The 26,626-nt window shown below is 47.8% G+C and carries 25 protein-coding genes, 1 riboswitch and 1 other annotated feature; of the genes, 20 read left to right on the top strand and 5 right to left on the bottom strand.

Translation table 11 applies throughout. The annotated features are described in order from the left end of the window. Positions 1 to 167: 167 nt before the first annotated feature. Positions 168 to 414: a binding site (T-box leader), on the top strand. Positions 415 to 482: 68 nt separating this feature from the next. Continuing rightward, complete coding sequence (gene trpS / locus F4V51_RS24095) at positions 483 to 1,475, top strand: tryptophan--tRNA ligase (RefSeq protein WP_095361233.1); 993 nt, start codon at positions 483 to 485, stop codon at positions 1,473 to 1,475. A 117-nt stretch (positions 1,476 to 1,592) separates the two neighbouring features. Here trpS and F4V51_RS24090 read toward each other — a convergent pair whose 3' ends face one another. After that, positions 1,593 to 1,790, bottom strand: a complete 198-nt coding sequence (locus F4V51_RS24090; protein ID WP_095361234.1) for a hypothetical protein — start codon at positions 1,788 to 1,790, stop codon at positions 1,593 to 1,595. Between the two features lie 118 nt (positions 1,791 to 1,908). On the opposite strand from F4V51_RS24090, the gene F4V51_RS24085 reads away from it, so the two are divergent. Continuing rightward, positions 1,909 to 2,127, top strand: a complete 219-nt coding sequence (locus F4V51_RS24085) for an alpha/beta-type small acid-soluble spore protein (protein ID WP_095292170.1) — start codon at positions 1,909 to 1,911, stop codon at positions 2,125 to 2,127. A 108-nt stretch (positions 2,128 to 2,235) separates the two neighbouring features. Here the strand turns inward: F4V51_RS24085 and F4V51_RS24080 are convergent, their stop codons facing one another. Further along, positions 2,236 to 3,216 (bottom strand): metal-dependent hydrolase, encoded by a 981-nt coding sequence (locus F4V51_RS24080; RefSeq protein WP_153979909.1) that lies wholly within the window; start codon positions 3,214 to 3,216, stop codon positions 2,236 to 2,238. Positions 3,217 to 3,473: 257 nt separating this feature from the next. Here F4V51_RS24080 and cyoE point away from each other — a divergent pair, with 257 nt between their 5' ends. Both cyoE and F4V51_RS24070 read left to right on the top strand, forming a co-directional pair. After that, positions 3,474 to 4,403, top strand: coding sequence for a heme o synthase (gene cyoE, locus F4V51_RS24075; protein WP_153979908.1), 930 nt, complete (start codon positions 3,474 to 3,476; stop codon positions 4,401 to 4,403). A gap of 237 nt (positions 4,404 to 4,640) precedes the next feature. Continuing rightward, the gene (locus F4V51_RS24070; RefSeq protein ID WP_095361390.1) at positions 4,641 to 5,252 is read left to right on the top strand and encodes an SCO family protein; all 612 of its coding nucleotides are present in this window, start codon (positions 4,641 to 4,643) and stop codon (positions 5,250 to 5,252) included. A gap of 100 nt (positions 5,253 to 5,352) precedes the next feature. Here F4V51_RS24070 and F4V51_RS24065 read toward each other — a convergent pair whose 3' ends face one another. Both F4V51_RS24065 and F4V51_RS24060 read right to left on the bottom strand, forming a co-directional pair. After that, complete coding sequence (locus tag F4V51_RS24065; protein WP_095292165.1) at positions 5,353 to 5,700, bottom strand: toprim domain-containing protein; 348 nt, start codon at positions 5,698 to 5,700, stop codon at positions 5,353 to 5,355. A 165-nt stretch (positions 5,701 to 5,865) separates the two neighbouring features. Then, positions 5,866 to 7,047, bottom strand: coding sequence for an MFS transporter (locus F4V51_RS24060; RefSeq protein WP_153979907.1), 1,182 nt, complete (start codon positions 7,045 to 7,047; stop codon positions 5,866 to 5,868). A gap of 217 nt (positions 7,048 to 7,264) precedes the next feature. Here F4V51_RS24060 and F4V51_RS24055 point away from each other — a divergent pair, with 217 nt between their 5' ends. The 11 genes from F4V51_RS24055 (at position 7,265) to F4V51_RS24005 (ending at position 20,468) form a co-directional block, all read left to right on the top strand. Then, entirely contained in the window at positions 7,265 to 7,720 is a 456-nt protein-coding gene (locus F4V51_RS24055; RefSeq protein ID WP_095292162.1) for an ATPase, read from the top strand. Positions 7,721 to 7,738: 18 nt separating this feature from the next. Beyond that, complete coding sequence (locus tag F4V51_RS24050) at positions 7,739 to 8,887, top strand: transglutaminase domain-containing protein (protein ID WP_153979906.1); 1,149 nt, start codon at positions 7,739 to 7,741, stop codon at positions 8,885 to 8,887. Positions 8,888 to 8,993: 106 nt separating this feature from the next. After that, on the top strand, positions 8,994 to 11,027 hold the full coding sequence (locus F4V51_RS24045) for a peptidoglycan D,D-transpeptidase FtsI family protein (protein WP_153979905.1): 2,034 nt from the start codon (positions 8,994 to 8,996) through the stop codon (positions 11,025 to 11,027). A 314-nt stretch (positions 11,028 to 11,341) separates the two neighbouring features. Then, positions 11,342 to 13,318, top strand: a complete 1,977-nt coding sequence (locus tag F4V51_RS24040; RefSeq protein WP_153979904.1) for a peptidoglycan D,D-transpeptidase FtsI family protein — start codon at positions 11,342 to 11,344, stop codon at positions 13,316 to 13,318. Positions 13,319 to 13,627: 309 nt separating this feature from the next. Further along, entirely contained in the window at positions 13,628 to 14,542 is a 915-nt protein-coding gene (locus F4V51_RS24035) for a metal ABC transporter solute-binding protein, Zn/Mn family (protein ID WP_236146637.1), read from the top strand. A 93-nt stretch (positions 14,543 to 14,635) separates the two neighbouring features. Beyond that, positions 14,636 to 15,394 (top strand): metal ABC transporter ATP-binding protein, encoded by a 759-nt coding sequence (locus F4V51_RS24030; protein ID WP_153980843.1) that lies wholly within the window; start codon positions 14,636 to 14,638, stop codon positions 15,392 to 15,394. 2 nt (positions 15,395 to 15,396) lie between these two features. After that, positions 15,397 to 16,356: a metal ABC transporter permease gene (locus tag F4V51_RS24025; protein ID WP_095361246.1), complete on the top strand. Its 960-nt coding sequence runs from the start codon at positions 15,397 to 15,399 to the stop codon at positions 16,354 to 16,356. Further along, positions 16,356 to 17,228: a metal ABC transporter permease gene (locus tag F4V51_RS24020; RefSeq protein ID WP_153979903.1), complete on the top strand. Its 873-nt coding sequence runs from the start codon at positions 16,356 to 16,358 to the stop codon at positions 17,226 to 17,228. The genes F4V51_RS24025 and F4V51_RS24020 overlap by 1 nt, the downstream gene beginning before the upstream one ends. 306 nt (positions 17,229 to 17,534) lie before the next feature. Continuing rightward, positions 17,535 to 18,284 (top strand): Cof-type HAD-IIB family hydrolase, encoded by a 750-nt coding sequence (locus tag F4V51_RS24015; RefSeq protein ID WP_153979902.1) that lies wholly within the window; start codon positions 17,535 to 17,537, stop codon positions 18,282 to 18,284. 54 nt (positions 18,285 to 18,338) lie between these two features. Continuing rightward, a complete protein-coding gene (locus tag F4V51_RS24010; RefSeq protein ID WP_095292156.1) occupies positions 18,339 to 18,779 on the top strand; it encodes a DUF456 domain-containing protein in 441 nt (146 codons plus the stop codon). A 60-nt stretch (positions 18,780 to 18,839) separates the two neighbouring features. Continuing rightward, positions 18,840 to 20,468, top strand: a complete 1,629-nt coding sequence (locus tag F4V51_RS24005) for a putative polysaccharide biosynthesis protein (protein WP_153979901.1) — start codon at positions 18,840 to 18,842, stop codon at positions 20,466 to 20,468. Between the two features lie 130 nt (positions 20,469 to 20,598). On the opposite strand, the gene F4V51_RS24000 is transcribed toward F4V51_RS24005, so the two are convergent. Beyond that, positions 20,599 to 21,870, bottom strand: a complete 1,272-nt coding sequence (locus tag F4V51_RS24000; protein WP_153979900.1) for a DUF2515 family protein — start codon at positions 21,868 to 21,870, stop codon at positions 20,599 to 20,601. Between the two features lie 118 nt (positions 21,871 to 21,988). Between F4V51_RS24000 and F4V51_RS23995 the strand changes: the two genes are divergently transcribed. From F4V51_RS23995 to F4V51_RS23975, 5 genes are all read left to right on the top strand, one after another. Next, entirely contained in the window at positions 21,989 to 22,333 is a 345-nt protein-coding gene (locus F4V51_RS23995; protein ID WP_095292122.1) for a thioredoxin family protein, read from the top strand. Between the two features lie 298 nt (positions 22,334 to 22,631). Next, complete coding sequence (locus F4V51_RS23990) at positions 22,632 to 23,570, top strand: COX15/CtaA family protein (RefSeq protein ID WP_153979899.1); 939 nt, start codon at positions 22,632 to 22,634, stop codon at positions 23,568 to 23,570. 208 nt (positions 23,571 to 23,778) lie between these two features. After that, a complete protein-coding gene (locus F4V51_RS23985; protein ID WP_153979898.1) occupies positions 23,779 to 24,507 on the top strand; it encodes a Cthe_2314 family HEPN domain-containing protein in 729 nt (242 codons plus the stop codon). A 123-nt stretch (positions 24,508 to 24,630) separates the two neighbouring features. Further along, positions 24,631 to 24,771, top strand: a riboswitch (SAM riboswitch). A 125-nt stretch (positions 24,772 to 24,896) separates the two neighbouring features. Beyond that, the gene (locus F4V51_RS23980; protein ID WP_153979897.1) at positions 24,897 to 25,931 is read left to right on the top strand and encodes a methionine ABC transporter ATP-binding protein; all 1,035 of its coding nucleotides are present in this window, start codon (positions 24,897 to 24,899) and stop codon (positions 25,929 to 25,931) included. A gap of 1 nt (position 25,932) precedes the next feature. Continuing rightward, on the top strand, positions 25,933 to 26,592 hold the full coding sequence (locus tag F4V51_RS23975; RefSeq protein ID WP_170948264.1) for a methionine ABC transporter permease: 660 nt from the start codon (positions 25,933 to 25,935) through the stop codon (positions 26,590 to 26,592). Positions 26,593 to 26,626 lie beyond the last annotated feature (34 nt).

Below are 26,626 nucleotides of genomic sequence, written 5' to 3'. Positions count from 1 at the left end.
TACATGCCAGCAATCCCATACAGCCTTCCGTGGGAGGGCTAAAACAGGATAAGCAATTCCATCATAACAGATTTCGGCTTGGCGGGTAAAAAAAGCTGATTCCATTTTTGACAATCTGCGTGAAGCGGATTAAGATGGAATGCAGAAGGAAATAACATATGAATTGAATCAAAGCGATGACAGGGACAAGTAAGTCAGGAGAAAACTCTTCAGAAAGCCGGTGGGTGATGCGAACCGGTGTGAACTCTTTACCGAATGGACCCTTGAGTGCCGATTGGAACAGGTGCGTTGCAGAAATGCAAACCGTACCTCAGTAGAATTGGACGTCTATTCCACGTTACGGGAAAATGAAGGTGTTTTTCGCATGATTGAAAAACACGAATAAGGGTGGCACCACGGTCTCACGTCCCTTGCGGATGTGAGGCTTTTTTGCGTCCGCGGAGAAGAAACAGGCGAACAAAACATGAGGAGGCGCAAAACTTATGAAAACTGTATTATCTGGAATCCAGCCGAGCGGTAAACTTACGCTGGGCAACTATATTGGTGCAATTAAGAACTTTGTCAAGCTGCAGCATGATTACCAATGCCACTTTATGGTGGTAGATCTCCACGCAGTAACCGTGGCTCAAGAGCCAGCTGCACTGCGTGAACAGTCCGAAGCTGTGGCTGCACTGTTTCTAGCAGCGGGGATCGATCCAACCAAATCAAATGTGTTCCTGCAATCCCATGTTCCTCAGCACGCTGAGCTTGGATGGTTGATGACGACACTGACATCGATGGGTGAACTGGAGCGGATGACCCAGTTCAAGGATAAATCTTCAGGCAAGGACTCGGTTGGGGCAGGCTTGTTCGTATATCCTTCATTGATGGCAGCCGACATTTTGCTGTACAATGCGGATCTCGTTCCTGTAGGAGAGGATCAAAAACAGCATTTGGAACTCACCCGCGATCTGGCAGGCCGTTTCAATCATCGTTATGGTGAATACTTTACCATTCCGGATCCATATATTCCGCAGGTGGGCGCACGTGTGATGTCTTTGGACGATGCTTCCTCAAAAATGAGTAAAAGTAATCCAAATGCGGGCAGCTACATTGCTCTCTTGGACCCACCGGATGTAATCCGCAAAAAAATTAGCCGTGCCACGACGGACTCCGGGCGTGAAGTGGTTTACGATCCGGCCAACAAGCCAGAGGTCAGCAATCTCATGAGCATCTATGCAGAGTGTGCAGGCATTACGCTGAATGAAGTAGCAGAGCGTTACGAGGGTAAAATGTATGGTCCGTTCAAAAAAGAGTTGGCCGAAGTGGTTGTCTCTGTTATTGAACCGTTACAGGAACGATATCGCGAAATTCGTGAATCTGGCGAATTGGCCGAGATTTTGGAGACTTCAGCACGTCGTGCTGAAACCGTCGCTGCCAAAACGCTTCATGATGTGAAAGAACGCATGGGCTTTGTTCCTAGACGTACCGTGTAGGCTATCACGAACATCGTTCAACAATGTTAAAACTTCACGATATAAAGTGATGAAAAAAGAGAGGAGCCAACTGCTCCTCTCTTTTTTTGTTCAAATAGAAATCTGGAACCTTCTAGGTCAGGATGTCGATTCGGTTGTAGAACGCAATTCCTGGCGCTCTTTCTTGGCACGAATGACGAAACCCCAGCCGATATTGGCAATGGATAGGATGAACAGCAGCGAGGCTAACCAGCCGTTATAAGAAATCGATATGGCTGAAACCGTTAACAAAACAATCGACGAAAATGCGAACCATAAGGACAAACCTTTACTCATTGGGAAAAACCTCCATCACAAATTTAATGAATCTCCGTATAACTTGAAGCGTGCGAGCCATAATAATCTTGCAAGCTTGCAATACATTACAGACACAGATTGAAAGGAGATTTTAAATATGGCTCAAGGATCTCGTTCTAACAACTTGGTGGTACCTCAAGCAACTGCAGCACTGCAACAATTGAAAATGGAAGCTGCACAGGAACTGGGTGTAACAATCCCGCAAGACGGTTACTACGGTAACTACACTTCCCGTGAGACAGGATCTCTTGGTGGTTACATCACCAAACGTCTGGTACAAATCGCTGAGCAACAATTGTCTGGGTCTGGCAAATAACTTATCATAAAAAGCAAGCAACAAAACAAAAGCCCGGAGCGGAAACGCTCCGGGCTTTTCATCGCGCAACAGTTCCTTACTTGATTGTGCCTTTCCCGGTCCTTCTCGTCAAGACCGGGCGGATAAAAGTTTTTTATCCATTTTCTCATCGCTTAACCAGCCGACATACGTATCAATCGTTTCAAAATTACGGTCCATCACGACCACGGCGACAAACGGATACTGCTTGCGGTGTCGATACCGCACATCCGCCCAGCGGACCTTGTATCCTGCAGGCAGCTCCTCTACCTCGGCAACCGCATAGGAGGTGAAGTAGAGAAAAGCATTTACCTCTGGTGATTTCCGTGAGGCGGCGACAGCCGCATGAGTGGAAGACGAGGCATGCAGATGCCAGGTCAGCTCTGCTCCATCCATTTTTCCGATTTCGTAACTGTTATCCGCAAAATGCTTCACCACATGCCAGCGGTTCCAGGATATCGTTGGAATGACGATATAGCGAAGCGCCGGTTTGTTGTTATCCAGCCCTTTCACTTTGGCTACAGCTTGGGCATGGGCAATGATTCGCCATACATAATAGAGGGCTATAACGATATACAGTGTGACAAACAACGGGGCAGGGGCGATCAGATCAAAGGCCCACAGCAGGATTGCCACCACGTGCGAAGCGAACAGAAACGGATCGAAAATATGAATGATATTCCAGGCAATCCATCGTTCCGAGAATGGCCTTACTGCCTGGGTTCCATAGGTGTTGAACAGATCGGTAAAAACGTGAACGCCCACGGCGACAGCTGTCCAGGCAGCGACGTGTCCAATGGGAACATCCGGGAAAATCAGTGCAATGACGCCCGTGATGAGCAGAACCCATAATAGAAGAAAGGGCGGCGAGTGGGACATACCCCGATGATTTCGAATGTACAATGAGTTGCTTTTGAGACGCAGCGCCGTATCAATGTCAGGGGCCTGGGAGCCAGCAATGGTACCCACCATCACCGCAGCCGCGAGCATGGGACTGGAAGCCACGACAGGATCGACATAAGCCAGACCTGCCAAACCAATACCCATGACAAAATGTGTAGAAGTATCCATAAACGTCTCCTTTGTGGTGTAGCTCAATTTCATCATATTAATGATTCTATATCTAGGTGATACCCATATATAGTGTATATTATCCGCCTGTCTTGACGCAAAACAGCCAAAACCCGAAAAAGTTGTCATAAGAAGTTCATTTCACCCAACATTTGTACGAGCATTGTCATACTCTTGGCCATTTACCTATGATAAACTTTATATCGGAGACAAAGAGAAAAACCTCCAAACCGAGAATTAAGGGGGATTAACCAAGCGTGGACAATCAGTTGGGATACCAGGCTTCTTCCGATTCTGCAACATTGACCTCGCCTCCGACCAAGTCGGGATCGTGGAAAGACTTTATTCATATCACCAAACCGGGAATACTTCGAACCAATCTTATTGCCGTTTTTGGAGGGTTTTGGCTGGCATCCCAGTGGGATATCAACTTGGTAAAGATGCTGCTGACCTTACTTGGGACTGCGCTAGTTATGGCTTCTTCCTGCGTATTTAACAATTATTTTGATCGTGAACTTGATTTGAAAATGGAACGTACCCGCAACCGCTCCTTACCGACAGGAAGGTTAACACCGAAGGTGGTTTTGTCGTATGCGATTATTTTAGGCGTGCTAGGCTTAACTGTTCTTTTTTCTTTTTCGGGTATACTTGCCGGATTATGCGGCATTTTTGGCATGTTTGTCTATGTTGTTATTTACACGCTTTGGTTAAAACGATCCTCAACATGGAGCACATCCATCGGTGGTTTGTCAGGTGCCATGCCGCCAGTTATCGGCTATGTCGCTGTAACGGGACGTTTGGACCTGGGTGCATGGCTGCTTCTTGCCATGTTGTTCCTGTGGCAGCCTCCGCATTTCTGGGCGCTCGCCATCCGTCGGGTAGAGGATTATCGGGCCGGTGGATTTCCGCTGCTGCCCGTAGTGAAGGGCATTGAACGGACCAAGATTCAAATGATTCCTTATCTGGTGCTGCAGATTTTTGTTCCCATTCTAATGTATGCATACGGGTATGCCGGTATTTTTTATCTGACGGTGTCACTGGTGCTGTCGGTACTGTGGCTATATTATGCCCTCAAAGGATTTCGTGCACAGGATACGGACGTCTGGGCCAAAAAGGTATTTATTTATTCCATTAATTATCTGTCTCTAAGCTTCGTACTGATGATTCTGGATACGGTTCATAAATAATGGAATGCAGTACTGTGAAGGTGCAAAATAAATGCTTGGGCATCTGCATCAAGAACGGTTACAATAAGAAAGGGTCCCATCCAGAGTGGGGTTCTTCGTATACATATGCAATTTTTAGCAAAAGAAGTTACTTATTTCTTCATAACGTGACATCCCGGGCAAGAAACGATAGCCGTGTAATTCAAAGTAAGATATGTATGCGTATTCATATCGAGAGTACAAGAAAGGACGAGGATGATGCTGAAAAAGTACAAATGGACCTGGATGCTGCTGGGTCTCGCACTGATTATGGCAGTATACCTTATGTGGGGCACCGTCTTTGCCAGCAAGGAGAAATTACCCGAGATTCGGGAGATCCAATCCTTCTCCATGGAAAATGTGGATGGGACAACCGTTTCGCTCGATGATACCAAAGGCAAGGTGCGGCTGTTCTATTTTTATTTCACCAGTTGTCCTGATGTATGCCCAATTACGACGTTTACGTTGTCCCAGGTGCAGGATTTGTTGAAGGAAGATGGCACATTCGGCAAGGATGCTTCCTTTGTTTCGATTTCATTTGATCCGGAAGTCGATACCAAGGAGAAAATTAAGGAATTCGCGGACCGTTTCCACGCGGATTATGACGGGTGGTATTTCCTACGAGGGGATATGGACAAAACAAAGCAACTCGCCAAGGATTCATTTCAGATTCTGATTGAAGGCGAGAGCAAGGATGATTTTGCTCATATGAACATGATCGGTCTCGTCGATCAGAACAATCAGCTGCGCAAGGTGTATAACGCATTTAATACAGAAGATGTTGAGCCTGCAGTCATCGCAGAGGATATCCGCAATCTGATCAATGAATAATCTGTTCTAATTATATTAGAATCATATTAGTATCCATAAAAAAAGGCTGCTAGCCGGTTGGTAAATAACCGCTAAGCAGCCTTTTGCAATTGTTTTACGTTTAGAATGACGGGTACTCGGGGTATTGAATATACTCTTCCAATCCGGCCTTCTCCAACTGGGCAATGATGTATTCATCAGGGGTTCCTTCCACACCCGCATAACCACGTCTGGTATACATCTGCACTGCATCTGGGAAGGCGTCCCGCAGCACACCTCTGATTTTTTTGCCTGAACTGTCATTATCCATAAACAGATATACTTCATCGTAACCAACCTGTTTGCGCAGGGACTCCAGCTTGAGCGAATTCAGAGTGCCGAATGTACATAAAATGTTGATTTCCGGTCCAACGAGACGTTTCAGCTTGCTGCGATCATTCTTACCTTCCACAATGACATGAATAGGCATGATATTCACCTCTTGTTCGAGAGCTAGTGTCGACATTCCCCGGGAAATGTTGCAGCGAAAATCGACTGGATTATATATAGTTTAGCTGTAAATGGGGGAATGATGCAAAGCAAAGGTAAATACAAGCCATTTTAATAAAAAATGGACTTACATCATGGATCACGTCTATCCCAGTACGCTATTTGGATCTGTTGAAGACAGGGATGCCTCACGTCTGCTGGTGAAGTAAGGAAGGAGCAGAATGCCGACCATTAATAGAATAAACGCGATAAAATACGGCGAGACACCTACACGCAGCTGACCTGCGGCGATGGGACCAATGAAGGACCCGATGGAGGTAGCAATGGATTGTAGTGAAAAAATACGTCCCAGCTTGCTTCCGCCGCTTAAACGGATAAACAGGGTCGCCATGGCTGGAAAAGTAATCCCTTTGGACATGCCCAGTACAAAGAGTGCAGCAGCCAGAGGGATGTCCGGGAAGGCAGCCAGCGTGAAGAAACAGAGAGACATTAGCAGGACCCCAGCAGTTAAACGCAGCTTGGGCGAATAGCGATTAAGAAAAAGCATGCTGAGCGTAAGCAGTGCCCCGATACTAATGACCGAAAACAATAGCCCCGTAGACATCATGGACGAGTGTCCTCCGCCCCGGAGAGGTAATTCAAAAAACAGGATCCCCTGTGCACACGCAATGACCAGCGGCAATGCAAAATAACGCCAGGAGACAGGTATGAAGGTATTCGTACTTCCTCCGAGGTTAGCAGGCTTGGGAGGTACGGTTTCTTTCTCTCGCTGAACATCGACAAGCCCCTTCGGCATGGACAACCAGGCAATCATGCCTGACAGAATGAGCAGGTATCCAAGACTCGCAAATGTAGCAGAGAACCCCAAAGCACCAACAATCAGTGCTCCGGCAGCCGGAGATACAACAGACGCCAGCGTGTGTACGACACCATGTCCGGACATATACTTGCCCTGAGTGACCGGGTTGGTCGACAGCTGTGCAAGCAGGGCAAGACAGGCCGGAGACAGAAAAGCGAGCACAAAGCCGCTGATGGAACGAAGTGCAAGCAGCTGCCATGGCGTGTGAATGTGGGCTTGCAGCAGCAGAATAATGCCTGCCCCCAGTAAACTGAACACGATATAACGCCGACTGCCATGTTTATCGATTTGTGTGCCGGCAATTAAATTGCCGGGAAGATGAGTCAAGGAGTAGATACCCATCATCCACCCGATGAAGGTGGGTGCAGCCCCGAGCGAGATGGCAAAGGGGGTCAGGATGGGATATTGGGCGTGCAGGTCAAAAACAGCAAGAAACAAAAATAGATAGAGCCAGATGGCCGTTTTCACAAAAGCCCCTCCTTGTTAAACGATGCATGTTCATGCCAGGTCGTCAAAATGCGTTCCCGATTTTTCATGCAAAACCTCATGGTACTACTTGTACGTTCAACTGGACGAACTTAGACCTTTATTTTTACGAGAGAGTGCTTAGCTGACAGCGGGTTCGGAAATCATGTATAATATTCGGGAAGTGTGATTTCTTAACTCTAATACGGAAGGTGTAATCATGAACATAGAAGTGATCAAAGAGTTTGTGATGCAGAACTGGCTGGTGATCGTCGTTGCACTGATCATTTTGTTCTTTGTTCTGAATGTGGTCAAAACCGTATTGAAATGGGCGATTGCCATCATCATTATTGCGGCTCTGTTGATATACAGCGGCATCTCCATCGATCAGATTAAACAGACGGTTTCGGATGTGCAGTCCAGTACGATGGACACATTGAAAAAGGAAGCCACCAATATGATGGTGAAAGAAGCTTCCAAGGCCACCTACGCCAAAGGACAGGATGGGCAATTTACCATTACGAGTCCCAATGTGGAAATTAAGGGGACAGCTGGATCGAACAAGGTCAATGTGACCTTGCGCGGAATTTCACTTGGCGAATGGAATCTCGACAATGAAACGATACGGACGTTTGTCGAACAGGCCAGAGGAAATGGAACTGTACCAGCTTCTTAGCAAAGGGGGAGTGAATACGTGTTGCAGAATTGGCTGGACAGCCTGAAGGAATTCAATGGCATCACGATCATGCTGTTATTGATTGTGGCAGCTTCATTGCTTCAGGGATGGTCCAGAGGCGCTTCGCATTCGGCAGGAAGACTATTTGGATTCCTGATGGATGGCATTATGGCGGTCATTGGCATTCTGCTGTCCATTGGTTTGACCCTTTGGCTGGCACCGTATGTGCAGCAGTGGTTGTCTGCGCATGCTTCAGCCATGCCGAATCGGGATCTGAACCGATGGGAGCAGATGTATTATACGTTGGTTACGGCGATTGCTGATTTTCCATTGATGCGGTTTGCCGTGTTGTTTGTGCTTAGCTATGGAATTATTCGTATGGTGCTTGGCTTGTTCTCTTCCCTTTTCTTCAGAAGGAGATATCATTCTGCAGAGCAAGAGAGTACTCCCAAGGGTATTATTAGCCGCTTCATGGGTGCAATCATAGGCGCGGTCATTGGATCTGCCCGCGGGATGATTGTCATCGCCGTTCTTTTCATGATTGTCAGCCTATATCCTGGAAGCATGTTTAGCCGATATGTAGAGGCTTCGCCGATCTACATGCAGGGAGCAAAGTCCGTTATTGAACCGTTATCCGGCAACCTGATCAAGGACAAGCTGCCAGTATTTACCCAAGCAGTTCAGAAGGAACTGGGCGGAATTTTGCAGCGGAAGTATGAGGTCATTGACCACAATATTCCTGCAGATATTGAATCTGCAGCCAGTGAAATTGTGAAAGGTCAAACGACGGATGAAGCGAAAGCACGGGCCTTGTATGATTGGGTTGGTTCCCGCATTCAATATGATTACGGGAAAGTGGATGATTATGAGCAAAAAGGCATATGGCATGAACAGACACCACAGAACACGTTTGATACGCGTAAAGGGGTATGCATTGATTACGCACGTCTTTATGCAGTCATGGCCCGTTCACAAGGTCTGGATGTTAAGGTCGTTACAGGACTTGGATACAACGGCCAGGGCGGATATGGCCCACATGCATGGAATGAAATTTATTTGAGTGATTCCCAGAGCTGGATTCCGCTTGATCCGACATGGGCGGTGAGCGGTGACTGGTTCAATCCTCCGAATTTTGCCGATACCCATCTGAAAGATCAGACAGCATAACATTACACCGGACAGGGTTCCGGATTATGACGACGTTGCCAGGTTATCATGCCGCGGCTGGACTTATAAGAGCGGTATGCATCAAGTCATGAAAGAGGTAGGATGAATGAACAATCATTCAAAAGAGAAGGATGAACTTACCGACAAACGGCGCTTCAGTTACCGGATGAACGTATTTTTCTTCGCTTCCTTTGTTATTTTTAGCGTTATTATTGTACGGCTGGCGTTTCTGCAATTCGTGGAAGGGCCTGAGCTCAGTCAGGAAGAGGCCAGTAACATAACCAAGGATGTGCCGCTCGCTCCGGTGAGAGGAACAATCTATGATTCAACTGGTGAGGTGAAACTCGCGTATTCCAAACCGATTCAGTCTCTATACCTGACGCTCTATAAAAACTATGGTGATGTAAACGGACAACCAAGTCCAAACTTCCCGGAAGCTCAGGATATTGCGACAAGGCTGCATGATGTATTCGAACAATACAAAACCAAGGAGTCGGAGTCTCTTACTGTAGATCAGATCATTGAAGCAATGGACCTGAATTCCCGCAAGGCGAATGGTTTCATGCCTCGACTTATCAAGAGCGATCTGTCGGAGGAAGAAGTGGCTTATTTCCTTCAGCATAAGGATGAATTCACGGGAATTCAGATAGTTGAAGAAAGTGTGCGTTATTATGATCCGGACACCGTGGCTGTTCAGACCATCGGATATTTGAAAAAATTCAAAAGTTCCAAAACGTTGAACAAATACAAAGAGGTTGATGAAGCCAACAAAACACAAACGGATCCTGGGCTGGTATATACGGAAAATGAGTTTGTTGGATTTGATGGACTTGAATTGCAATATCAAGATGTCCTGCGCGGTAAAAGCGGTTATAACTCTGTCGACGTGGATTTACGGAATTTGCCTGAAGGTGTGGCAGGCTCCACTCCACCTGAGAAGGGTTATGACCTGATTACGAGCATCAACAAAAACGTGCAGGTGAAGACAGAGCAGGCGATCACAGATCAACTGAGCTGGCTGCATACGCACCCAGTTTCCGGCAAGCTGCATCCTAATGCCAAGACAGGTTTTGCGGTAGCGATGGAAGTGGATACAGGGAAAATTGTTGCTTCTGCCAGTATGCCTGACTATGACACGAACGTATGGAAAACCGGTGGTATCAGCACTGAAGATTACGATAAAATCAAATATATTTACCAGAATGGTACGATTCGTGGCTTCCCGCCAGATGACTCCGGTAAACGGGCAGAATCCGTTGTATTGCTTGGTTCCACGATCAAACCTCTGAGTGTATTGATCGGTCTAAAGGAAGGTTTCTTTACTACTAATACCGTATATCCAGACAGGGGTTCTACAACTTTCGGTGGGGATAACCGCAGAGTACAGAACTCTTCCGGTCACGTATACGGTCTGTTGACTCCACATGATGCGATTCGTCATTCCTCAAACGTGTTTATGATTGATGAAATCGGTAAGAAGTTATACACGACGTATGGTGCAAAGGGCGTTGATGTATGGGATGAATACATGGAGCAATTCGGCCTTGGTGTACTTACAGAGGTAGATTTGCCTAATGAGCGGCCCGGTCTCAAAGAATACAAGGAAAGCTCCGAGAGTTCCTTGACCAAGTTGGTATATGCCTCCTTTGGTCAGCAAGGGAAATATACAACGATGCAGTTAGCACAGTACACTACAATGCTGGCCAACAAGGGTAAACGGATGCAGCCGCAATTGGTAAATGAGATCCGAGATTCCGAGGGTAATGTTGTTGAGAAAGTGAAACCAAAAGTGCTAAGTACGGTCGATTTCAATGACGCTTATTGGAAAGAGGTACAACGAGGCATGGCTACGGAGGTTACGGCATTTAGCGGCTTCCCTTATGATTTTGCGAGAAAAACAGGAACATCGACGCAGCTAGTCGGCGGGAAATTGGTCGACAACGGGGTATTTATCGCTTATGCGCCGCGGGAAAATCCAAAACTGGCTGTAGCCGTGGTTATCCCTGAAGGGGGCTTCGGTTCCAACAGTGCGGCTCCAGTTGCACGTGCGATCTTCGATGCGTATGACGAGGAGTTCGGCTTGGACGGTGTTCCGAAGAAAGATAAAACGGAAGAAACAGATGAAACAGCAGCGCAGTAAATTCATATGGTTAAAGAGAGGGCCCTTTGAGGGCCTTCTTTTTTTGTGTATGGAGCTAAGAGTGGACCAGACATTTACATATTCCCTGTAACTTCATAGGGAGTTAACACGTTTAATTAAATGACTGAATCAATATACAAATATTCCAGATCAACAACGGAGAAGGGGCTCTCTCTAGTTTACGAAAATGTAACCAAAATTAGGAAGACGTGTCAATCAACCTTTGATAGACTTATATAGGGAAAATATCTGAGCTGTACGTTAATTAATTTAGACTGTTAACCATTATTTATAGAGAACGGAGAGGCTTATACATGTTTAACCGATGGAGGAGCAAGAAAGCATCCGATGAAGACACAGCTGTCAACAAGCCGTCTGCAGCAAGAATCAACCTGTTCTTTTTCGCTGCATTTGTCATCTTCAGTATCCTTATTTTTCGATTAGCTTTTGTGCAGTTTGTCGAGGGACCTGAATTGACGTATATGGAAACGACACGTAATACAAAAGACATTCCGCTGGCACCTGTGCGTGGACCGATCTATGATGCCACGGGAAAAGTGGCGTTAGCATACTCTGAGCCTGTACAGTCTCTGTATGTATTGTTGTATGAAGATTATAGTAACGGTTCCCGGCAGGAAGAAGCTCAAAAACTGGCAGATGATCTTGCGGCAGTGTTCAAGGAGTTTAACCCTGGAGACAAGGAACAGCCGGATGCAGCAGAGATCATGAAACGCCTCGATCTGGATTACCAAAAGACACACGGGTACACACCAAGGTTGGTAAAATCCGATCTGAATACGAAAGAAATTGCTTATTTCATGGAGAAAAAGGCTGAATATCCAGGGGCTATGGTACTGGAGGAAAATGTAAGAAAGTATGACCCTGATCGGGTTGCTGTCCAGGTCATTGGCTACACTAGAGAGTTCAAGGGTCAACAAAATAACTTGGATAAGTATAAAGAAATTAGTAAGTCGCTGGCAACGGAAAGGGATCCGGGCCTTCGCTACACTCAGCAAGAAATGGTTGGAGTAGGAGGGCTGGAGTTTCAATATCAGGAGGAACTTCGTGGAAGAAGCGGCTATCAATCTATCGATATTAATGCTCGTAATCTTCCTGAAGGAACAATCATGCAGACTCCGCCTGAGAAAGGCTACAGCATCGTCTCCACAATCAATAAGGAAATTCAGCTAGCAGCTCAGGAAGCGATTACAGATGAACTGCGCAAGCTGCCCAAGGCCATTACGGGGTATGCAGTGGCGATGGAGGTAGATACCGGAAATGTGGTGGCCATGGCAAGCATGCCGGACTACGACCCGAATGATTGGGATTATGAGAAAATCAAATACGTGTACCGGAATGGGACAATCGCCTCTTTCCCACCGAATGATTCCAAGCCTAGGCATGCCGAATCCGTGGTATTGCTAGGTTCCGTCATCAAACCTCTTAGTGTGCTTATCGGCCTGAAAGAAGGCTTGTTTACAGCAGGGCAGACTTATCACGATCAGGGATATGCGATTCTGGGGAAAGACGGGCGGCAGGTGAGAAACTCCCACTCTGCTTATAATGGTCATATCACTGCAAGACGCGCCATTGAGAAGTCTTCCAATGCGTTTATGATTGATATGGTGGGCAAACGTTTGCTGAATAAATATGGCTCAGAAAAAGGAATCAAAGTTTGGGACGAATACATGAAAGACTTCGGCTTGGGTGTCTCTACAGGCGTGGATCTTCCGGGGGAGTACCTGGGTACGCTTGAATACAACGAGGATCATGAATCGGCCTTGACACGTCTGGCGTTTGCCTCGTTTGGTCAACAAGCGAAGTACACGACACTTCAGCTCGCACAATATACTACGATGCTTGCCAATAAGGGCAAACGGATGGAGCCTCATTTGGTGAAAGAAATCCGTGATGCAGAAGGCAATGTCGTTAAAAAAATTAAACCTAAAGTTTTAAACGAAGTGGATTTTGCGGATGCATACTGGAATGAAGTACACCGCGGCATGGTCACCAAAGTAAGCTCGTTTGACGGATTCCCTTACGACTATGCCCGTAAAACAGGTACGTCCGAGCAGGGAACAGGACCGAATAAAAAGGAGAACGGTGTGTTTATCGCATTTGCACCGCGTGAGAATCCAAAACTGGCCATCGCGGTTGTTGTACCGGAAGGTGGATTCGGGTCTGTTAGTGCGTCGCCGATTGCACGCAAAATCTTCGATGCATACGATGAGGTCTACGGTCTGGATGGGACGCCAAAAGGGAAAAAGGGTCAGGAGAAGGACAAAGAGTAAAGCAAGATTTTTGAGGAGAGGTACCAAATTAACGGAGATTAACACACATGTGCAGGGGGTTATTCCATATCATGATTCCGCGAAACAACCAGTGAAAAGGCTAATATACGGTACCGGACAGGCAAGGGAAATTATCCCTTGCCTTTTTATTTTGCATCGGCTAAAATTTGCACAAGGGAAACATTATTAGTCGTGTATAAATTTTAATACCTTGTACAACAAAATTAGATGTGGACAATTATGTTAGGAGAGGGAAAGGAGAGGTTGGAATTGTTAATGGTTAAAATGAGGAGTATTCAAAGAGGGTTCATGACGCTATCAGCCCTTGTCTTGATTGTGGTTTTGACTGCGTGTTCCAGCACAGCTGAATCGGGAAGCACGGAAGGGAAGATGCAGGTTACAGCAACCACAGGCATGATTGCAGATGTAGCACGTGAGATCGGAGGGGCATACGTTGACGTTACCGGGCTAATGGGTCCAGGCGTAGACCCCCATCTGTACAAGGCTTCACAAGGGGATATCCGCAAGCTGGAGCAAGCTGAAGTCATTTTCTATAACGGGCTGCACCTGGAAGGGAAAATGACTGATATTTTGGAGAAGATGTCCAAGAGCAAAACAGTAACTGCTGTCACAGACGGCATCCCAGTAGAAGAATTGCATTCGGGTCAGGAGACCGGAGGTACGGAATATGATCCACATGTCTGGTTTGATGTGAGCCACTGGATGCATGCAGCAGAAGCTGTACGCGATACACTTGTGGAGGCAGATCCGGATCATGCTGAGGCATATCAGGCTCAAGCGGAAGCGTATTTGGCAAAGCTTGAAGAGCTGGATAACGAAGTGCGCACAAAAATTCAGGAGATCCCTGAAGCGAGCCGGGTACTTGTGACCGCACACGATGCTTTTGGGTATTTTGGTGAGGCCTACGGCATGAAAGTGATGGGACTTCAGGGTATCAGCACAGCAGCCGAATATGGTGCGAAGGATGTCAGTGAACTGCGGGATTACCTCGTGGATAACAATATTAAGGCGGTATTTGTGGAATCGAGTGTGCCGGCAAAAGCGATGGAGGCCATTATTGCCGGAGCCGCTGAAAAAGGCCATACGGTCAGCATTGGCGGGGAACTCTTCTCGGATGCCATGGGTGCTGAAGGAACAGAAGAAGGTACCTATATTGGCATGATCCGTCACAATACCGAGACGATTGTAGAGGCGTTGAAATAATAATTTTAGCGAGAGAGGAGTGGAAACAGCATGAGCAAGACAACGTTATCTGAGAACATGCTTACGTCCGTTTATCCGAATGAATTGCAGGGAATGCAGCCTACAATGGCCCCTCTTAGTGTTCGGGATCTGGCTGTAGCCTATCATAAAAAGCCAGTCCTCAGCGGGGTTTCCTTTGATATACCGGAAGGACAGCTCATCGGCATTCTCGGTCCAAACGGGGCCGGGAAGTCTACTCTAATCAAGGCTGTACTCGGACTGGTGCCGAAAATGCACGGTGAGGTGCGGATATTTGGTCAGTCCTACCGTGAGCAGCGGCGCCGGATCGGCTACGTTCCCCAGCGGGAATCAGTCGATTGGGATTTCCCAACCCATGCGCTGGATGTGGTGATGATGGGCAGGTACGGTCACCTGGGCTGGTTCCGTCGTCCAGGCAAGAAGGAGCGTGATCTGGCTGCACACTGCCTTGAGCAAGTGGGTATGGGAGACTATATGCATCGACAGATTAGCCAGCTGTCCGGCGGACAGCAGCAGCGGGTCTTTTTGGCTCGTGCACTGGTTCAGGATGCAGACCTGTATTTCATGGATGAACCGTTTGCAGGCGTGGATGCCACAACGGAAAAGGCCATCATTTCCCTTTTGGAACAGTTGAAAAAGCAAGGGAAGACGGTACTCGTAGTTCATCACGATCTTGCGACGGTGGAGGAATATTTTGACCATGTGCTGCTGCTCAATGGGCGACTGGTTGCCGGCGGACCGACAAGCGAAGTGTTTGTACCGGATACGCTGCAGGAAACTTACGGAGGACGGATTGCGATGATCGGAAGCCGGACGGAGAAGGGCCAGGTGTAATGATGGGGAACTGGATCTTTTCCATTCTGTCTGACCCCAACACACGCTGGATTTTGCTTGGCTGTTTGTTGCTCGGGTTCAGTAGTGGCATTATTGGTTCATTTACCTTTTTGCGCCGCCAGAGTTTGATGGGCGATACATTGGCACATGCGGCATTGCCAGGGATCTGTATTGCTTTTATGTTAACGGAAACCAAGTCCGTAGGTCTCTTTCTGTTTGGTGCACTCGCTGCAGGAATCATTGCGACCTTCGGGATATCCTGGATCACCCGGTATTCACGGATTAAGCAGGATGCAGCGATGGGGATTGTGCTGACGGTATTCTTCGGTATCGGTGTAGTCATGCTGACCCGCATCCAGCATGGGGCCAGCGGAAGTCAAAGTGGGCTAGATAAATATTTGTTTGGTCAGGCGGCCTCGATGGTGATGACGGATGTATACGTCATGGGCGGTGTCTGTCTCGTTTTGCTCATTGCCTGTCTGGTCTGGTTCAAGGAATTCAAGCTTGTGAGCTTTGATCCCGGATTCGCCCGGGGCATGGGGCTGCCTGTAGCCATGCTGGAACAGCTGATCTTGCTGCTGACAGTCATCGCAGTTGTAGCGGGAATTCAGGCGGTCGGAGTTGTTCTTGTTGCTGCCTTGCTTGTGACTCCTGCGGCAGCAGCGCGCTGCTGGACCGATTCACTTGCACTTATGGTGCTGCTCGCAGGCATATTTGGTGCTCTGAGTGGTGCCACGGGCACCATCTTCAGTACGCTCGTTCCTAATCTGCCGACAGGACCCGTGACGGTCCTCGCGGCTACGGTATTGTTTGCCGGCTCGGCGCTGCTTGCTCCGCGTCGGGGGTTACTGGCTCGCCGTTTGCGAAGCATGCAGGCCAAATCGGCTTATCTTCGAGAAGAGCGTGCTACGCTTCAGACACTTTCCGCCCAAGGAACACAGCAGGAACGGGGGGAGCTATAATGGCTACATTTTGGATCATATTAACGGCTGTATTGGTTTCGTCCGCATGTGCCATTCTTGGATGTTTCCTTATCTTGCGGCGAATGGCATTGGTTGGGGATGCCATCAGCCATGCTGTGCTTCCCGGGATTGCCATTGCTTTTCTATGGAGCGGTTCCAGGGATTCCTTATGGATGCTGCTTGGAGCCACTATTTTCGGTCTATTAACGGTATTCTTCATTCAAAGCCTGCAGGCCGGGGGACTGTCTTCCGATGCATCCATTGGCATTGTATTTACGGCACTGTTTGCCGTCGGTGTTATTCTGATCAGTCTGAACGCCCAGCATATCGATCTGGATCTGGACTGTGTGCTCTTTGGTGAGATTGCCTACGTACAGTGGGATACGTTAACACTTGGAGGTACGGATGTCGGGCCAAGGGCTGTCTGGATGCTGGGTATTACGCTCCTGGTCATCCTGATTGTTATCGGACTATTCTATAAACAGTTCAAACTGTGCGCCTTCGATCCGGCGCTGGCAGCTGCCTGCGGTATTCCGGTCGTATTGTTCCATTACCTGCTCATGGGGCTTGTTTCCATGACATCCGTGGCTTCCTTTGAAAGTGTGGGGTCCATCCTCGTGGTAGGCATGTTGATTGTTCCTGCGGCGACAGCTTATCTGCTCACGGATCGATTGGGAAAAATGATTTTGTACAGCGTACTGGTGGGCGCTGCTTCCTCTGTTGGGGGCTATATGATGGCCTATGCATTGGATGCTTCCATTGCAGGCTGCATGGTGGCGGTAGCTGGAATTCTGTTTGTTCTGGCACTCCTGCTGTCTCCGAAACATGGCATTATCCTCCGCTACGCTCGTCGTAAATTCGCGACACGCTAAGAACGAGATTATAACCGTCTGCATACGCAGGCGGTTTTTGCTGTTTGGAAGGTGTGATATCGGGTATGACATCCATATAGATGAGGATTTCCCTTGATCTGCTCCAGCAGATAAGTGCATATGATCTTGTCTGCCTTCATATCGTTATTTGGATTGACCGTTATTTTGTTGCATCTGGATGATCTGTGGTAAAATGTCGTTAGCTGTGACGTCCGGAGCGTCCGCCCCTGCGGATACCGGGCGGTCTTTTTGTGAGAGAATCGATGGATAGAGAGAAGTAGAGAGACAACCGAGGAGGAATACTGCATGAGTGAACTTAAATACAAATTGCTGGCGCTGGATATGGACGGGACATTGCTCAACGATAATCATGAAATTACCCAGGAAACCGCCAAGTGGATACAGATCGCCATCCGGCGCGGGGTGCATGTGTGCCTGTCCACAGGAAGAGCCGTATTCCATGCAATGCCGTACGCGGTACAGCTTGGTCTGGAAACGCCGATGGTTACGGTGAATGGAAGTGAAGTTTGGAAAGCTCCACATGACCTGCACATTCGTCATCTGATGGACCCGGTTTTAATCCGTACCATGCAGGAGATTGGTGAGAAATATAACAGCTGGTACTGGGCATATTCGGTAGAGGAGCTGTTCAACCGTGAGCGTTGGACAGAAAATATTGAAGATCTGGAATGGCTGAAGTTTGGTTTCAATACGGAGGATGATGAGGTTCGTCATCAGATCATGATGGAACTGCAGCAGCTGGGAGGCCTTCAAATGACGAATTCCTCACCTGTTAATATCGAGATTAACCCGGCTGGCATTTCAAAAGCGAGTGGCGTGGCTGAGGTCTGCAAACTGCTGGGCATAGAAATGTCCGAAGTCGTCGCAGTGGGAGACAGCCTGAACGATCTGGCCGTGATCGAGGCGGTAGGTCTGGGTGTTGCCATGGGGAATGCACAGGAACAAGTGAAGGAAGCCGCCGATCTGATTGTGGCGAGCAACAATGAAGATGGAATCGTGGAAGTCATTCGTGAACACATTTTGAAGGGGGAATAACCTTTGCTTGCAACCGTTGGCTGGATTTTAATTGTGCTTTTGTTTGCAGTGGGAATGGCCGGAACGGTATACCCGATACTGCCTGGAGCTATAGCGATCTTTTTCGCGTTTCTGGTCTATGGCTGGTTCTTCAGCTTCGATCCGTTTGGTGTATGGTTCTGGATTTTCCAGATTCTAATCGTGGTGGTTCTGTTCGTAGCGGATTATGTGGTTAGTGCATGGGGCGTCAAGAAGTTCGGAGGCTCCAAGCTATCTACAACCCTGAGTACGATTGGTGTCATTATTGGTCCATTTGTCATCCCTGCATTCGGGTTGGTACTGGGACCGTTTATCGGTGCATTTATCGGGGAATTAATCGGCGGATCATCACCTTCCAAGGCTACAAAGGTTGGGTTCGGTTCCGTCGTTGGCCTGTTCACCAGTACGGTAATGAAAATTATTTTGCAAATTGTCATGATTGTTCTGTTTATTATCTGGGTAGCAAGATTCGCATAGACGTTCGGGATGGGCTTCAACCAGATGCACGTCCGTGTGGGGGAAAGAAGGGGAATTAGTTTGTCTAAGAAGGAAACATTCATTAAGGGTACGCTCATCCTGGCGGCCGCAGCACTCATTGCCAGAGTACTTGGTCTCGTGCAGCGGGTACCGCTAGAGCATATCCTTGGCGATATCGGTAACGCATCGTTTACCATCTCCAATACGGTATACTTAATGCTGTTAACCGTCGCAACAGCGGGAATTCCCAGCACGCTCAGCAAGATGGTGTCTGAACGCTACGCGCTGGGGCGCGCGGGAGAAGCACAGCAAATTTATAAGGCTGCCTTGATCTTTGCCGCGGTAGCCGGGGTTGTCATGTCAGCCTTACTGTGGTTTGCAGCGCCTTATTATGCAACATATGTATCCAAGGTACCGGAGGCTGTTAGTGCGATTCGGGCCCTTGCTCCGGCGCTGCTGCTTTTCCCGGCTATTGCCATGATGCGTGGTTACTTCCAGGGACGCGGCAATATGACGGCAGGCGGTATATCTCAGATTGTAGAGCAGTTCGCCCGGGTAGGTACAGCCATCATCGTGGCATATGTCATGCTGCAATGGAATTATGATGACAGAACGATTGCTGCAGGAGCTTCATTCGGTGGGGTGCTCGGCAGTATCGGTGCGTTTGCCGTCATGCTGTACTTCACCTTGAAGCTGCGCCGTAGTGATCGTGCAGCCCAGCTGGAGGTTGTTCGTGCAGAGCAGCTGCCGATGCGAGGGATATACAGTGATATCTTCAAACTGTCGATTCCCATTGTGTTATCGTCCCTTGCGGTTCCGGCGATTAACTTCATCGATTCATCACTCGTGGTTCCGCTGCTCAGTGGCCGTATTGGGCTAGAAGAGGCAACAGGGGTGCTGGCGATCCTCGGTGCGAAGGCGCAAAGTATTGCGGGAATCCCGCCAATTCTGGCCATTGCGCTTAGCCAATCGCTTGTACCTGTCATTTCGGCAGCCTTTGCACGCAAAGATGAAGCCCATCTCCAGAATCAAATTACGCTGGCCATGCGCATTTCGATTTTGACAGGCATGCCAATCGTCATTGCCCTATGTGCGGCAGCCTATTCGGTGAATGGATTACTGTTCAGTACGCCAGATGGGACTCCAATCATTACCCTGCTGACCTTCGGTACCATTTTCCAAATTACGATGATGACGACAAACTCCATTCTGCTTGGAGTAGGTAAACCGCGGATTACAATGATCAGTGTAGCTGCAGGGATTATCGTTAAATTGGTAGCAAGCTTGATCCTGGCTCCGATCTTCGGCATCTATGGGATCATTATTGCAACAGCATTATGTTTCCTGGTGATTACGTATCTGAACCTGCGCGTACTGAGAAAAATCGTAACCTTCTCGATCATGGGTGATCGCTGGGTTGGTTTCGTGGTAACTGTCCTGCTTGCTGCAGGTATTGGTTTTGGTGCAAACTGGGCTGGCAATTGGATCTTCGGTTTATTCCTGCCAGCACGTGTATCCTTCCTCATGACTTGCCTGGTTGTCGGTGCTCTCGTTGTGGTCGTATACCTGGTCATGCTCGTCATTCTTCGCGTATTGCGCAGAGATGAACTTGGCAGCTACCCGCGTATTTTGCAAAAGGTACTGCGGCCGCTCATGCGTCTTCAGCGTGGTTCGGGTCAGCGGGCATAGGTTGATGCCAAACATTCTTATAATAAGTACAAGCTCTGTCTGCTGCTTAAGCGGGCAGGGCTTTTTTATTCTGAAATCGTACAAGATGAACAGCTGACAGCCGATTCGAGAAAACCGTACTCTAGGTCGCTTAATGCAGCAATGTCTTGGCATCATGGGCAACGGCCGTTTTGAGCATCCCATATCGGTGTTCATGGCTCATTTCGAACAACCAGGGACGACGCGGTGCACTGAGGTGGCCAAGACTATCCCGATTTTGCAGCCAGTCCTGTCTGGTGATCGGTTCATATGGTGTGTCTTTCCATACGGCGAGCAGCTCTGGGCTGTATAATCGCCTACCTTCTGGCATCCATTCGTGTTCCAGCAGTTCCTGAGTATAGAATTTCGAATCGGCTGAGCCCTCCAAGCTCGTTGTGAATAGACCCGGCCAATATTCGGCACGTGAGCCCCTGTGGGGAACCGAACGGGCAAAATCGAGCACTTGTGTGTACACCTGCTCGGTGCCAAACAGCATGGCGTACAGGCTTTTGCCAAACATGATTCGTTCATCCAGCTTGCCAAAATGTTCGATTACCCTCCCGGCGAGTCCTTTTCCGCGCCCAAGTGGAAACACAATATGATTAAGCCCCGCGAGGTTGTGAAGGTGAAATGCAGGCTTGGAGAGTACTTCTTTTTGAAAATAAGGATGCTGTACGACCCGGCTCTCAATATAGTTCTGCTCATTAATAATTAATGCCACACTAAGCAGGGAGCTGCATCGTTCCAACCAGAATCGCTCCCAGATGGGTGTCATGAACGCCGATACGTGAAAATGCGATAGCAGGTGGAAGCAGCTTCGCCCGATTCGCCTGCTGTTCATGTAGAGCAGAAGCTGAGGATAGGCATCCTGGAAAATGAGTGCATTACAGCGCTCGAGCAACCGATACATATGCTCCCGATCTGTCTGGTTTTGCAAATTATGCATAAGGTTGCTCTGCAGATCGGTCATGTGATAACCACCGTTGCGGGAAACCATGTGGGCAAGCAGGGCCCAATGCAGTTCGGGATATTGGTCATAACATGCCAAATAGGCTGCTGTACGTGTGATGTTGCTTCGATTATTTTCCACCGTTAGCGTTTTAATTTCTTCCAGAATGATGCAATCCTCTTCACATAATGGGGCGCTTTTGGCATGGCGGGCAGAAGCCGTCTCCGTTCCGGGTAACAGGCGTTCGATTTCTCCCTTTAGCGTCTCAGCCATATCAGCTTCCCAAGCCAAATCTCGTGAAGGATGACGAAGCTGCGCCGAAGCCTTCCAAGCGGCCTGTTTACCACGCCATACTTCTCTGGCTGCTCCAGGAATGGAACGAACAATACGAAAGAGCGAATCAGGGGATACAGCTTCGTTTCGGGTGGAAGTCATCGCCTGTCATCCTTTCATCAGGGTTGGTTTTAAAATAAGTATGTGCTGAATATTTGACTTCCACTCGGCAATTTGCTTCACTAAGGATAAGACAAGGTACAGAAAGGAAGATGTTGTCATGGAACAGATTACATCCAAGCCTGCGTTTGATGTGGCCATTCAATCTCCTCGGCTTACCGTAGCGGTATTTAAGGCAGATTGGTGCGGAGACTGCAAGTACATTGATCCGTTTATGCCTGAGGTCGAGGAAAAATTTGCTCGCGATTTGACACTGATTGAGGTCGATGTGGATCAGGTGGGCACCGTTAGTGAGGAACAAAATATTTTGGGTATTCCAAGCTTTGTTGCATACACCGATGGTCGCGAACTTGTTCGCTACGTGAACAAACTTCGCAAGTCGAGAGAAGAGATTGAACAATTTTTGCAGCGTGCGGTTGAAGTTTACAATACGATTCATAAATAAAGGAAGGCACGGGCGAATTCGTCTGTGAATTCTAATTGGCGCCGTTCCTCTTCAAAAGGGGAAATGGCGTTTTTATTTTTGCTTTTTCAGGGGACAATATAAAGGTACATATAAGGTGATGACTTATTGGTCATTCTGTCGACAGACGTTAACATTTTGTCACAAAGCGAGGCGTCAATGACACTTTTATCCGGTATAATGAATTTAGTTGTGTTAGTTGTGAAATAAGTGTCAAAGTATCGAAACAAGCGGAGAGATCATTCTTCGCCATCTTAAACCAACAGCGGGTGAGAAAAAATTGAAGCACTTAACCTTGTTTAAATGGTTAACCGTATTAACTTGTCTTGTTATGTTCCTGGCTACGTTCGGCGGCGGGGTCGTTACCAAGACGGAATCCGGACTGGGGTGCGGCACGGAGTGGCCTTTATGTAACGGTAAACTCGTTCCTGCACATACTGTAGCCTCACTGATTGAATATTCGCATCGCGCGGTCAGCGCATTGGCTGGATTACTTTCCATTGCCTCTTTTGTTGCATTTCTACGATATGGCAAATCACGTCGTGATCTGCAGTTGTTTTCCTTCTTAACGTTGATCTTTGTCATTATCCAGGGGATTATGGGGGCTTTTGCCGTTGTCTTCTCCCAATCATCGGCGGTCATGGCGCTGCACTTCGGTTTTGCCCTGATTGCCTTTGCCAGTTCCCTGATGATGGCTCTCGGGATTAGGCAGGAGGCTCGTCATGGTGGTCTCGAAAGATTGAACAAATACCCGCGGGTCAGCAAAAGCTTCCGCAACCTGGTATGGTTCTCAACCATCTACACGTATCTTGTGGTATACACAGGGGCCTTTGTAAGTCATACCGACTCAGCTGGGGGATGCTCAGGCTTCCCGCTCTGTAACGGACAGATTATACCTGAACTGTCTGGTGGCGTGGCCGTAGCATTTGCTCACCGTGTAGCCGCTGCTTCCCTTGTTATTGTGATTGCAATCCTGGGGCATTATGCATATCGCAAACATCCGGATAATACGGAACTTCGGGCATTGGGCGTTGTATCTGTGGTGCTCATTCTGCTCCAAGTCCTGATCGGTTTTGGCATGATGCTTACCATCAGCCGTCCGGAAGTGTACATGTTCGTGGCTCTGGCTCACATGCTTGATATCGCCATTTTGTTCGGGATATTAACCTATATGAGTTTCCTGGTGTACAAGCTTCATCGACCAGCTGATCGTTTCTAACATTTAATTGTACAGAGTCGTTCATGGTTTCCAAATGCAAAGTCCGCCATCCAATGATGCACATCATTGGGCAGGTGGGCTTTGTTTGATGTCAGGCGGGGCAGGGCACCCTAATGTAAGCAGCGATCATACGTTTACTCTGATTCCGATTAGGTTTAATATTATAAATCATCTTATTGATCAGCAGAGTGGAAAGAGGAGGCTGTATATGCTGCGAACGTTGCTGGGTGAATTGCCGCGTCAGAATGAGGGCGTATTGGAAGAAGCGATCGAGTCCATGGTGGAGACACTCGGACTGTTACAACGACAGCTGGATTTGAATCAGGACCCGACTCACGATTATCGCAAACTGTACGTATGGACGCAGGGATTAATTTCTTCACTGGACGAGCTGGAGCAGGCCTGCTTCGCTGCTTCCCACTTCCGCCAGAAGGTCAGGGCTGGCTCCACCGATGACATGACCATTGAGGAGAAGGCCGAGTACGCCCGATACGTGTACTTCTACAAGGATGGGTTCATTCGTTGTTTTGCAATTCTGGATAAGACAGGCACGGTATTAAATGAAATTTTTAATCTGAACACCTCCAAGGTAAAATCCCATTTTTCGTATTTTACCGTGATGAGACAGTTTGGCTATTCGAAAATGCATAATGATCTTGCTGTTGAATTAATCAAAATTAAGGATGCATATCGGGAACCGATGAGCAAATTGCGCAAACGTCGGAATATGGAGATTCACTACATGAATTCCGAGATGCAGGATGATCTGTGGCAGCTTCATCAAACGTTGCAGGGGAAAGTGAAGCTTGAAGATCTGGATCAGCACCTGGAGGAATTGCGTCAGGGTGTGGATATGGTTTGCGAAACGCTAAAAGCATCTTATGGTTACATTAATAAAATGTGGCACAAGCAGGGCATGTCAGAAGTGGCAAAATAATTGTGTAATATTTACCTTTGACAAAGCGGAATACTTGGATTATACTGAGTTTCTAATTAAGCGTTACATGACATTAACATGCATACCATTTACATTTTACCACTGAACTTATAAATTTAATATTTCTTATCGAGAGCGGCGGAGGGACAGGCCCGATGAAGCCCGGCAACCGATTTATAACGACATGACAACCAGTCATACTTTATAGATGTTAGGTGCTAATTCCTACAAAATGGTGCACAGCACGATTTTGGCAGATGAGAAGGTATATTCTTTCGCGTGAAGAGCCCTTTTTGTTTCTGCAAAAGGGCTCTTTTTTATATGTCAGAGGGGAGTTTTCCTTTCATTCGGGTAAAGATACATGTAGGCGGTGGGAAGGAGAAGTCATATTGATCGAATTAAAAGGATTAACCAAGACGTATGGCAGAGGTTCAAAACAAACGACAGCCCTAGCCGATTTGGATCTAAAGATCGGTAAAGGTGAAATATTCGGAGTGATTGGACACTCTGGTGCAGGGAAAAGTACATTGATCCGTTGTATCAACCTGCTCGAAAGACCAACATCTGGTGAGGTATGGGTAGATGGAGTCAACCTAATCGGTCTCCATAAGACAGAGCTGCAGAAGCAGCGACGCAAGATTGGCATGATATTTCAGCACTTTAATCTGTTATCCTCGGCTACAGTATATGACAATGTAGCTTTTCCACTAAAGCTCGTGAATACACCTAAAGCTGATATTGACCGCAAGGTGAAGGAGATGCTAACTCTCGTTGGATTGGAGCATCATAGCAGCAAATATCCGGCTCAGCTGTCAGGTGGACAGAAACAAAGAGTTGGTATTGCCCGTGCACTTGCCAGTGATCCTTCCGTTCTGCTGTGTGACGAAGCAACATCTGCCCTTGATCCGCAGACGACAGCTTCGATTCTGAAGCTGCTGCTGGACATCAATCAGAAATACAATCTCACGATTGTTTTGATCACGCATGAGATGCATGTTATTCAGAGCATTTGTGATCAAGTTGCTGTCATTCATCAGGGGGGAATTGTGGAGCAAGGCCCAGTAACAGATGTCTTCCTTAAACCACAGCATGCCATCACGCGTGACTTCATGCAGCGTGATCACGATTCTGAGCTTCTTCTAGAAGAAGCAGCAATGGCACATGCGGGAGGAACAGTACTGCAGGATGGCCGATCACAGTTGGTCAAAATTTCGTTCTTGGGTGAGAAAACGTATGAAGCCATTCTGTCGAGAACCGTTCGTCAGACCGGAGTGGACTTCGCCATTCTGCAAGGTACGATCTCAAGGATCAAACAGATCCCATATGGCCAGTTGACCGTGCGGTTTGAAGGCGATGCAGATGCGATCAGCCGGACTGTGCAGGAATTGAAGGAGCAAGGGCTTGATGTGGAGGTGCTTCGTTAATATGGATTTTTCAACTGTACGTTGGGAAGAGATCGGTAAGGCCTCCATAGAAACACTGCAAATTCTGGGAGCTTCCGGTTTGTTCACCATCATTATCGGGTTGCCGCTGGGTGTGCTGCTATTCATGACAGCAAGATCGGCTTCCATCCAGTCACGTACAATCTACACCGTGTTATCCATTATTGTTAATATACTGAGATCAGTACCATTTATCATTCTGATTGTTGCCCTCATTCCGTTTACACGTTCACTCGTGGGTACAGCCACTGGGGTGCTTGGCGTCATACCGCCGCTCGTCATCGCAGCTGCTCCTTACTTTGCAAGGTTGGTCGAGACAACGCTGCGTGAAGTAGACCGTGGTGTCATCGAGGCGGCTCAGGCAATGGGAGCATCCACCGGACAGATTGTAAGACGTGTACTGCTTCCCGAGGCACTGCCTGGTCTGCTCGCTGGGATTACAATCACAATTGTAACGCTGGTTTCGTATACAGCCATGGCGGGTATGGTCGGCGGAGGCGGACTGGGTACGCTAGCAATTAACTATGGGTACTTCAGATACCAATATGAAATTATGATTATTTCTGTTGCATTTATGGTTATTCTCGTACAAGTTCTGCAAATGTTTGGCGATCAACTGGTTAAACTGTTCACCCGGAAATAACACATATATAGCATACTGCATCCATTCCATATCG

Origin of the sequence: Paenibacillus xylanilyticus (assembly GCF_009664365.1) — a bacterium.
In the GTDB taxonomy this organism is placed as follows: Bacteria; Bacillota; Bacilli; order Paenibacillales; family Paenibacillaceae; genus Paenibacillus; species Paenibacillus xylanilyticus_A.
This window is presented reverse-complemented; position numbering and strand designations above follow the sequence as displayed.

Coding starts and splice junctions, on each gene's coding strand:
- F4V51_RS24030 (WP_153980843.1), top strand. CDS start 14,636: ATGCAGCCTACAATGGCCCCTCTTAGTGTTCGGGATCTGGCTGTAGCC.
- F4V51_RS23985 (WP_153979898.1), top strand. CDS start 23,779: ATGCTGCGAACGTTGCTGGGTGAATTGCCGCGTCAGAATGAGGGCGTA.
- F4V51_RS24055 (WP_095292162.1), top strand. CDS start 7,265: ATGAACATAGAAGTGATCAAAGAGTTTGTGATGCAGAACTGGCTGGTG.
- F4V51_RS24085 (WP_095292170.1), top strand. CDS start 1,909: ATGGCTCAAGGATCTCGTTCTAACAACTTGGTGGTACCTCAAGCAACT.
- F4V51_RS24080 (WP_153979909.1), bottom strand. CDS start 3,216: ATGGATACTTCTACACATTTTGTCATGGGTATTGGTTTGGCAGGTCTG.
- F4V51_RS24000 (WP_153979900.1), bottom strand. CDS start 21,870: ATGACTTCCACCCGAAACGAAGCTGTATCCCCTGATTCGCTCTTTCGT.
- F4V51_RS24045 (WP_153979905.1), top strand. CDS start 8,994: ATGAACAATCATTCAAAAGAGAAGGATGAACTTACCGACAAACGGCGC.
- F4V51_RS24020 (WP_153979903.1), top strand. CDS start 16,356: ATGGCTACATTTTGGATCATATTAACGGCTGTATTGGTTTCGTCCGCA.
- F4V51_RS24025 (WP_095361246.1), top strand. CDS start 15,397: ATGGGGAACTGGATCTTTTCCATTCTGTCTGACCCCAACACACGCTGG.
- F4V51_RS24035 (WP_236146637.1), top strand. CDS start 13,628: ATGACGCTATCAGCCCTTGTCTTGATTGTGGTTTTGACTGCGTGTTCC.
- F4V51_RS24015 (WP_153979902.1), top strand. CDS start 17,535: ATGAGTGAACTTAAATACAAATTGCTGGCGCTGGATATGGACGGGACA.
- F4V51_RS24090 (WP_095361234.1), bottom strand. CDS start 1,790: ATGAGTAAAGGTTTGTCCTTATGGTTCGCATTTTCGTCGATTGTTTTG.
- F4V51_RS23995 (WP_095292122.1), top strand. CDS start 21,989: ATGGAACAGATTACATCCAAGCCTGCGTTTGATGTGGCCATTCAATCT.
- F4V51_RS24040 (WP_153979904.1), top strand. CDS start 11,342: ATGTTTAACCGATGGAGGAGCAAGAAAGCATCCGATGAAGACACAGCT.
- F4V51_RS24070 (WP_095361390.1), top strand. CDS start 4,641: ATGCTGAAAAAGTACAAATGGACCTGGATGCTGCTGGGTCTCGCACTG.
- F4V51_RS23975 (WP_170948264.1), top strand. CDS start 25,933: ATGGATTTTTCAACTGTACGTTGGGAAGAGATCGGTAAGGCCTCCATA.
- F4V51_RS24065 (WP_095292165.1), bottom strand. CDS start 5,700: ATGCCTATTCATGTCATTGTGGAAGGTAAGAATGATCGCAGCAAGCTG.
- trpS (WP_095361233.1), top strand. CDS start 483: ATGAAAACTGTATTATCTGGAATCCAGCCGAGCGGTAAACTTACGCTG.
- F4V51_RS24010 (WP_095292156.1), top strand. CDS start 18,339: ATGGCCGGAACGGTATACCCGATACTGCCTGGAGCTATAGCGATCTTT.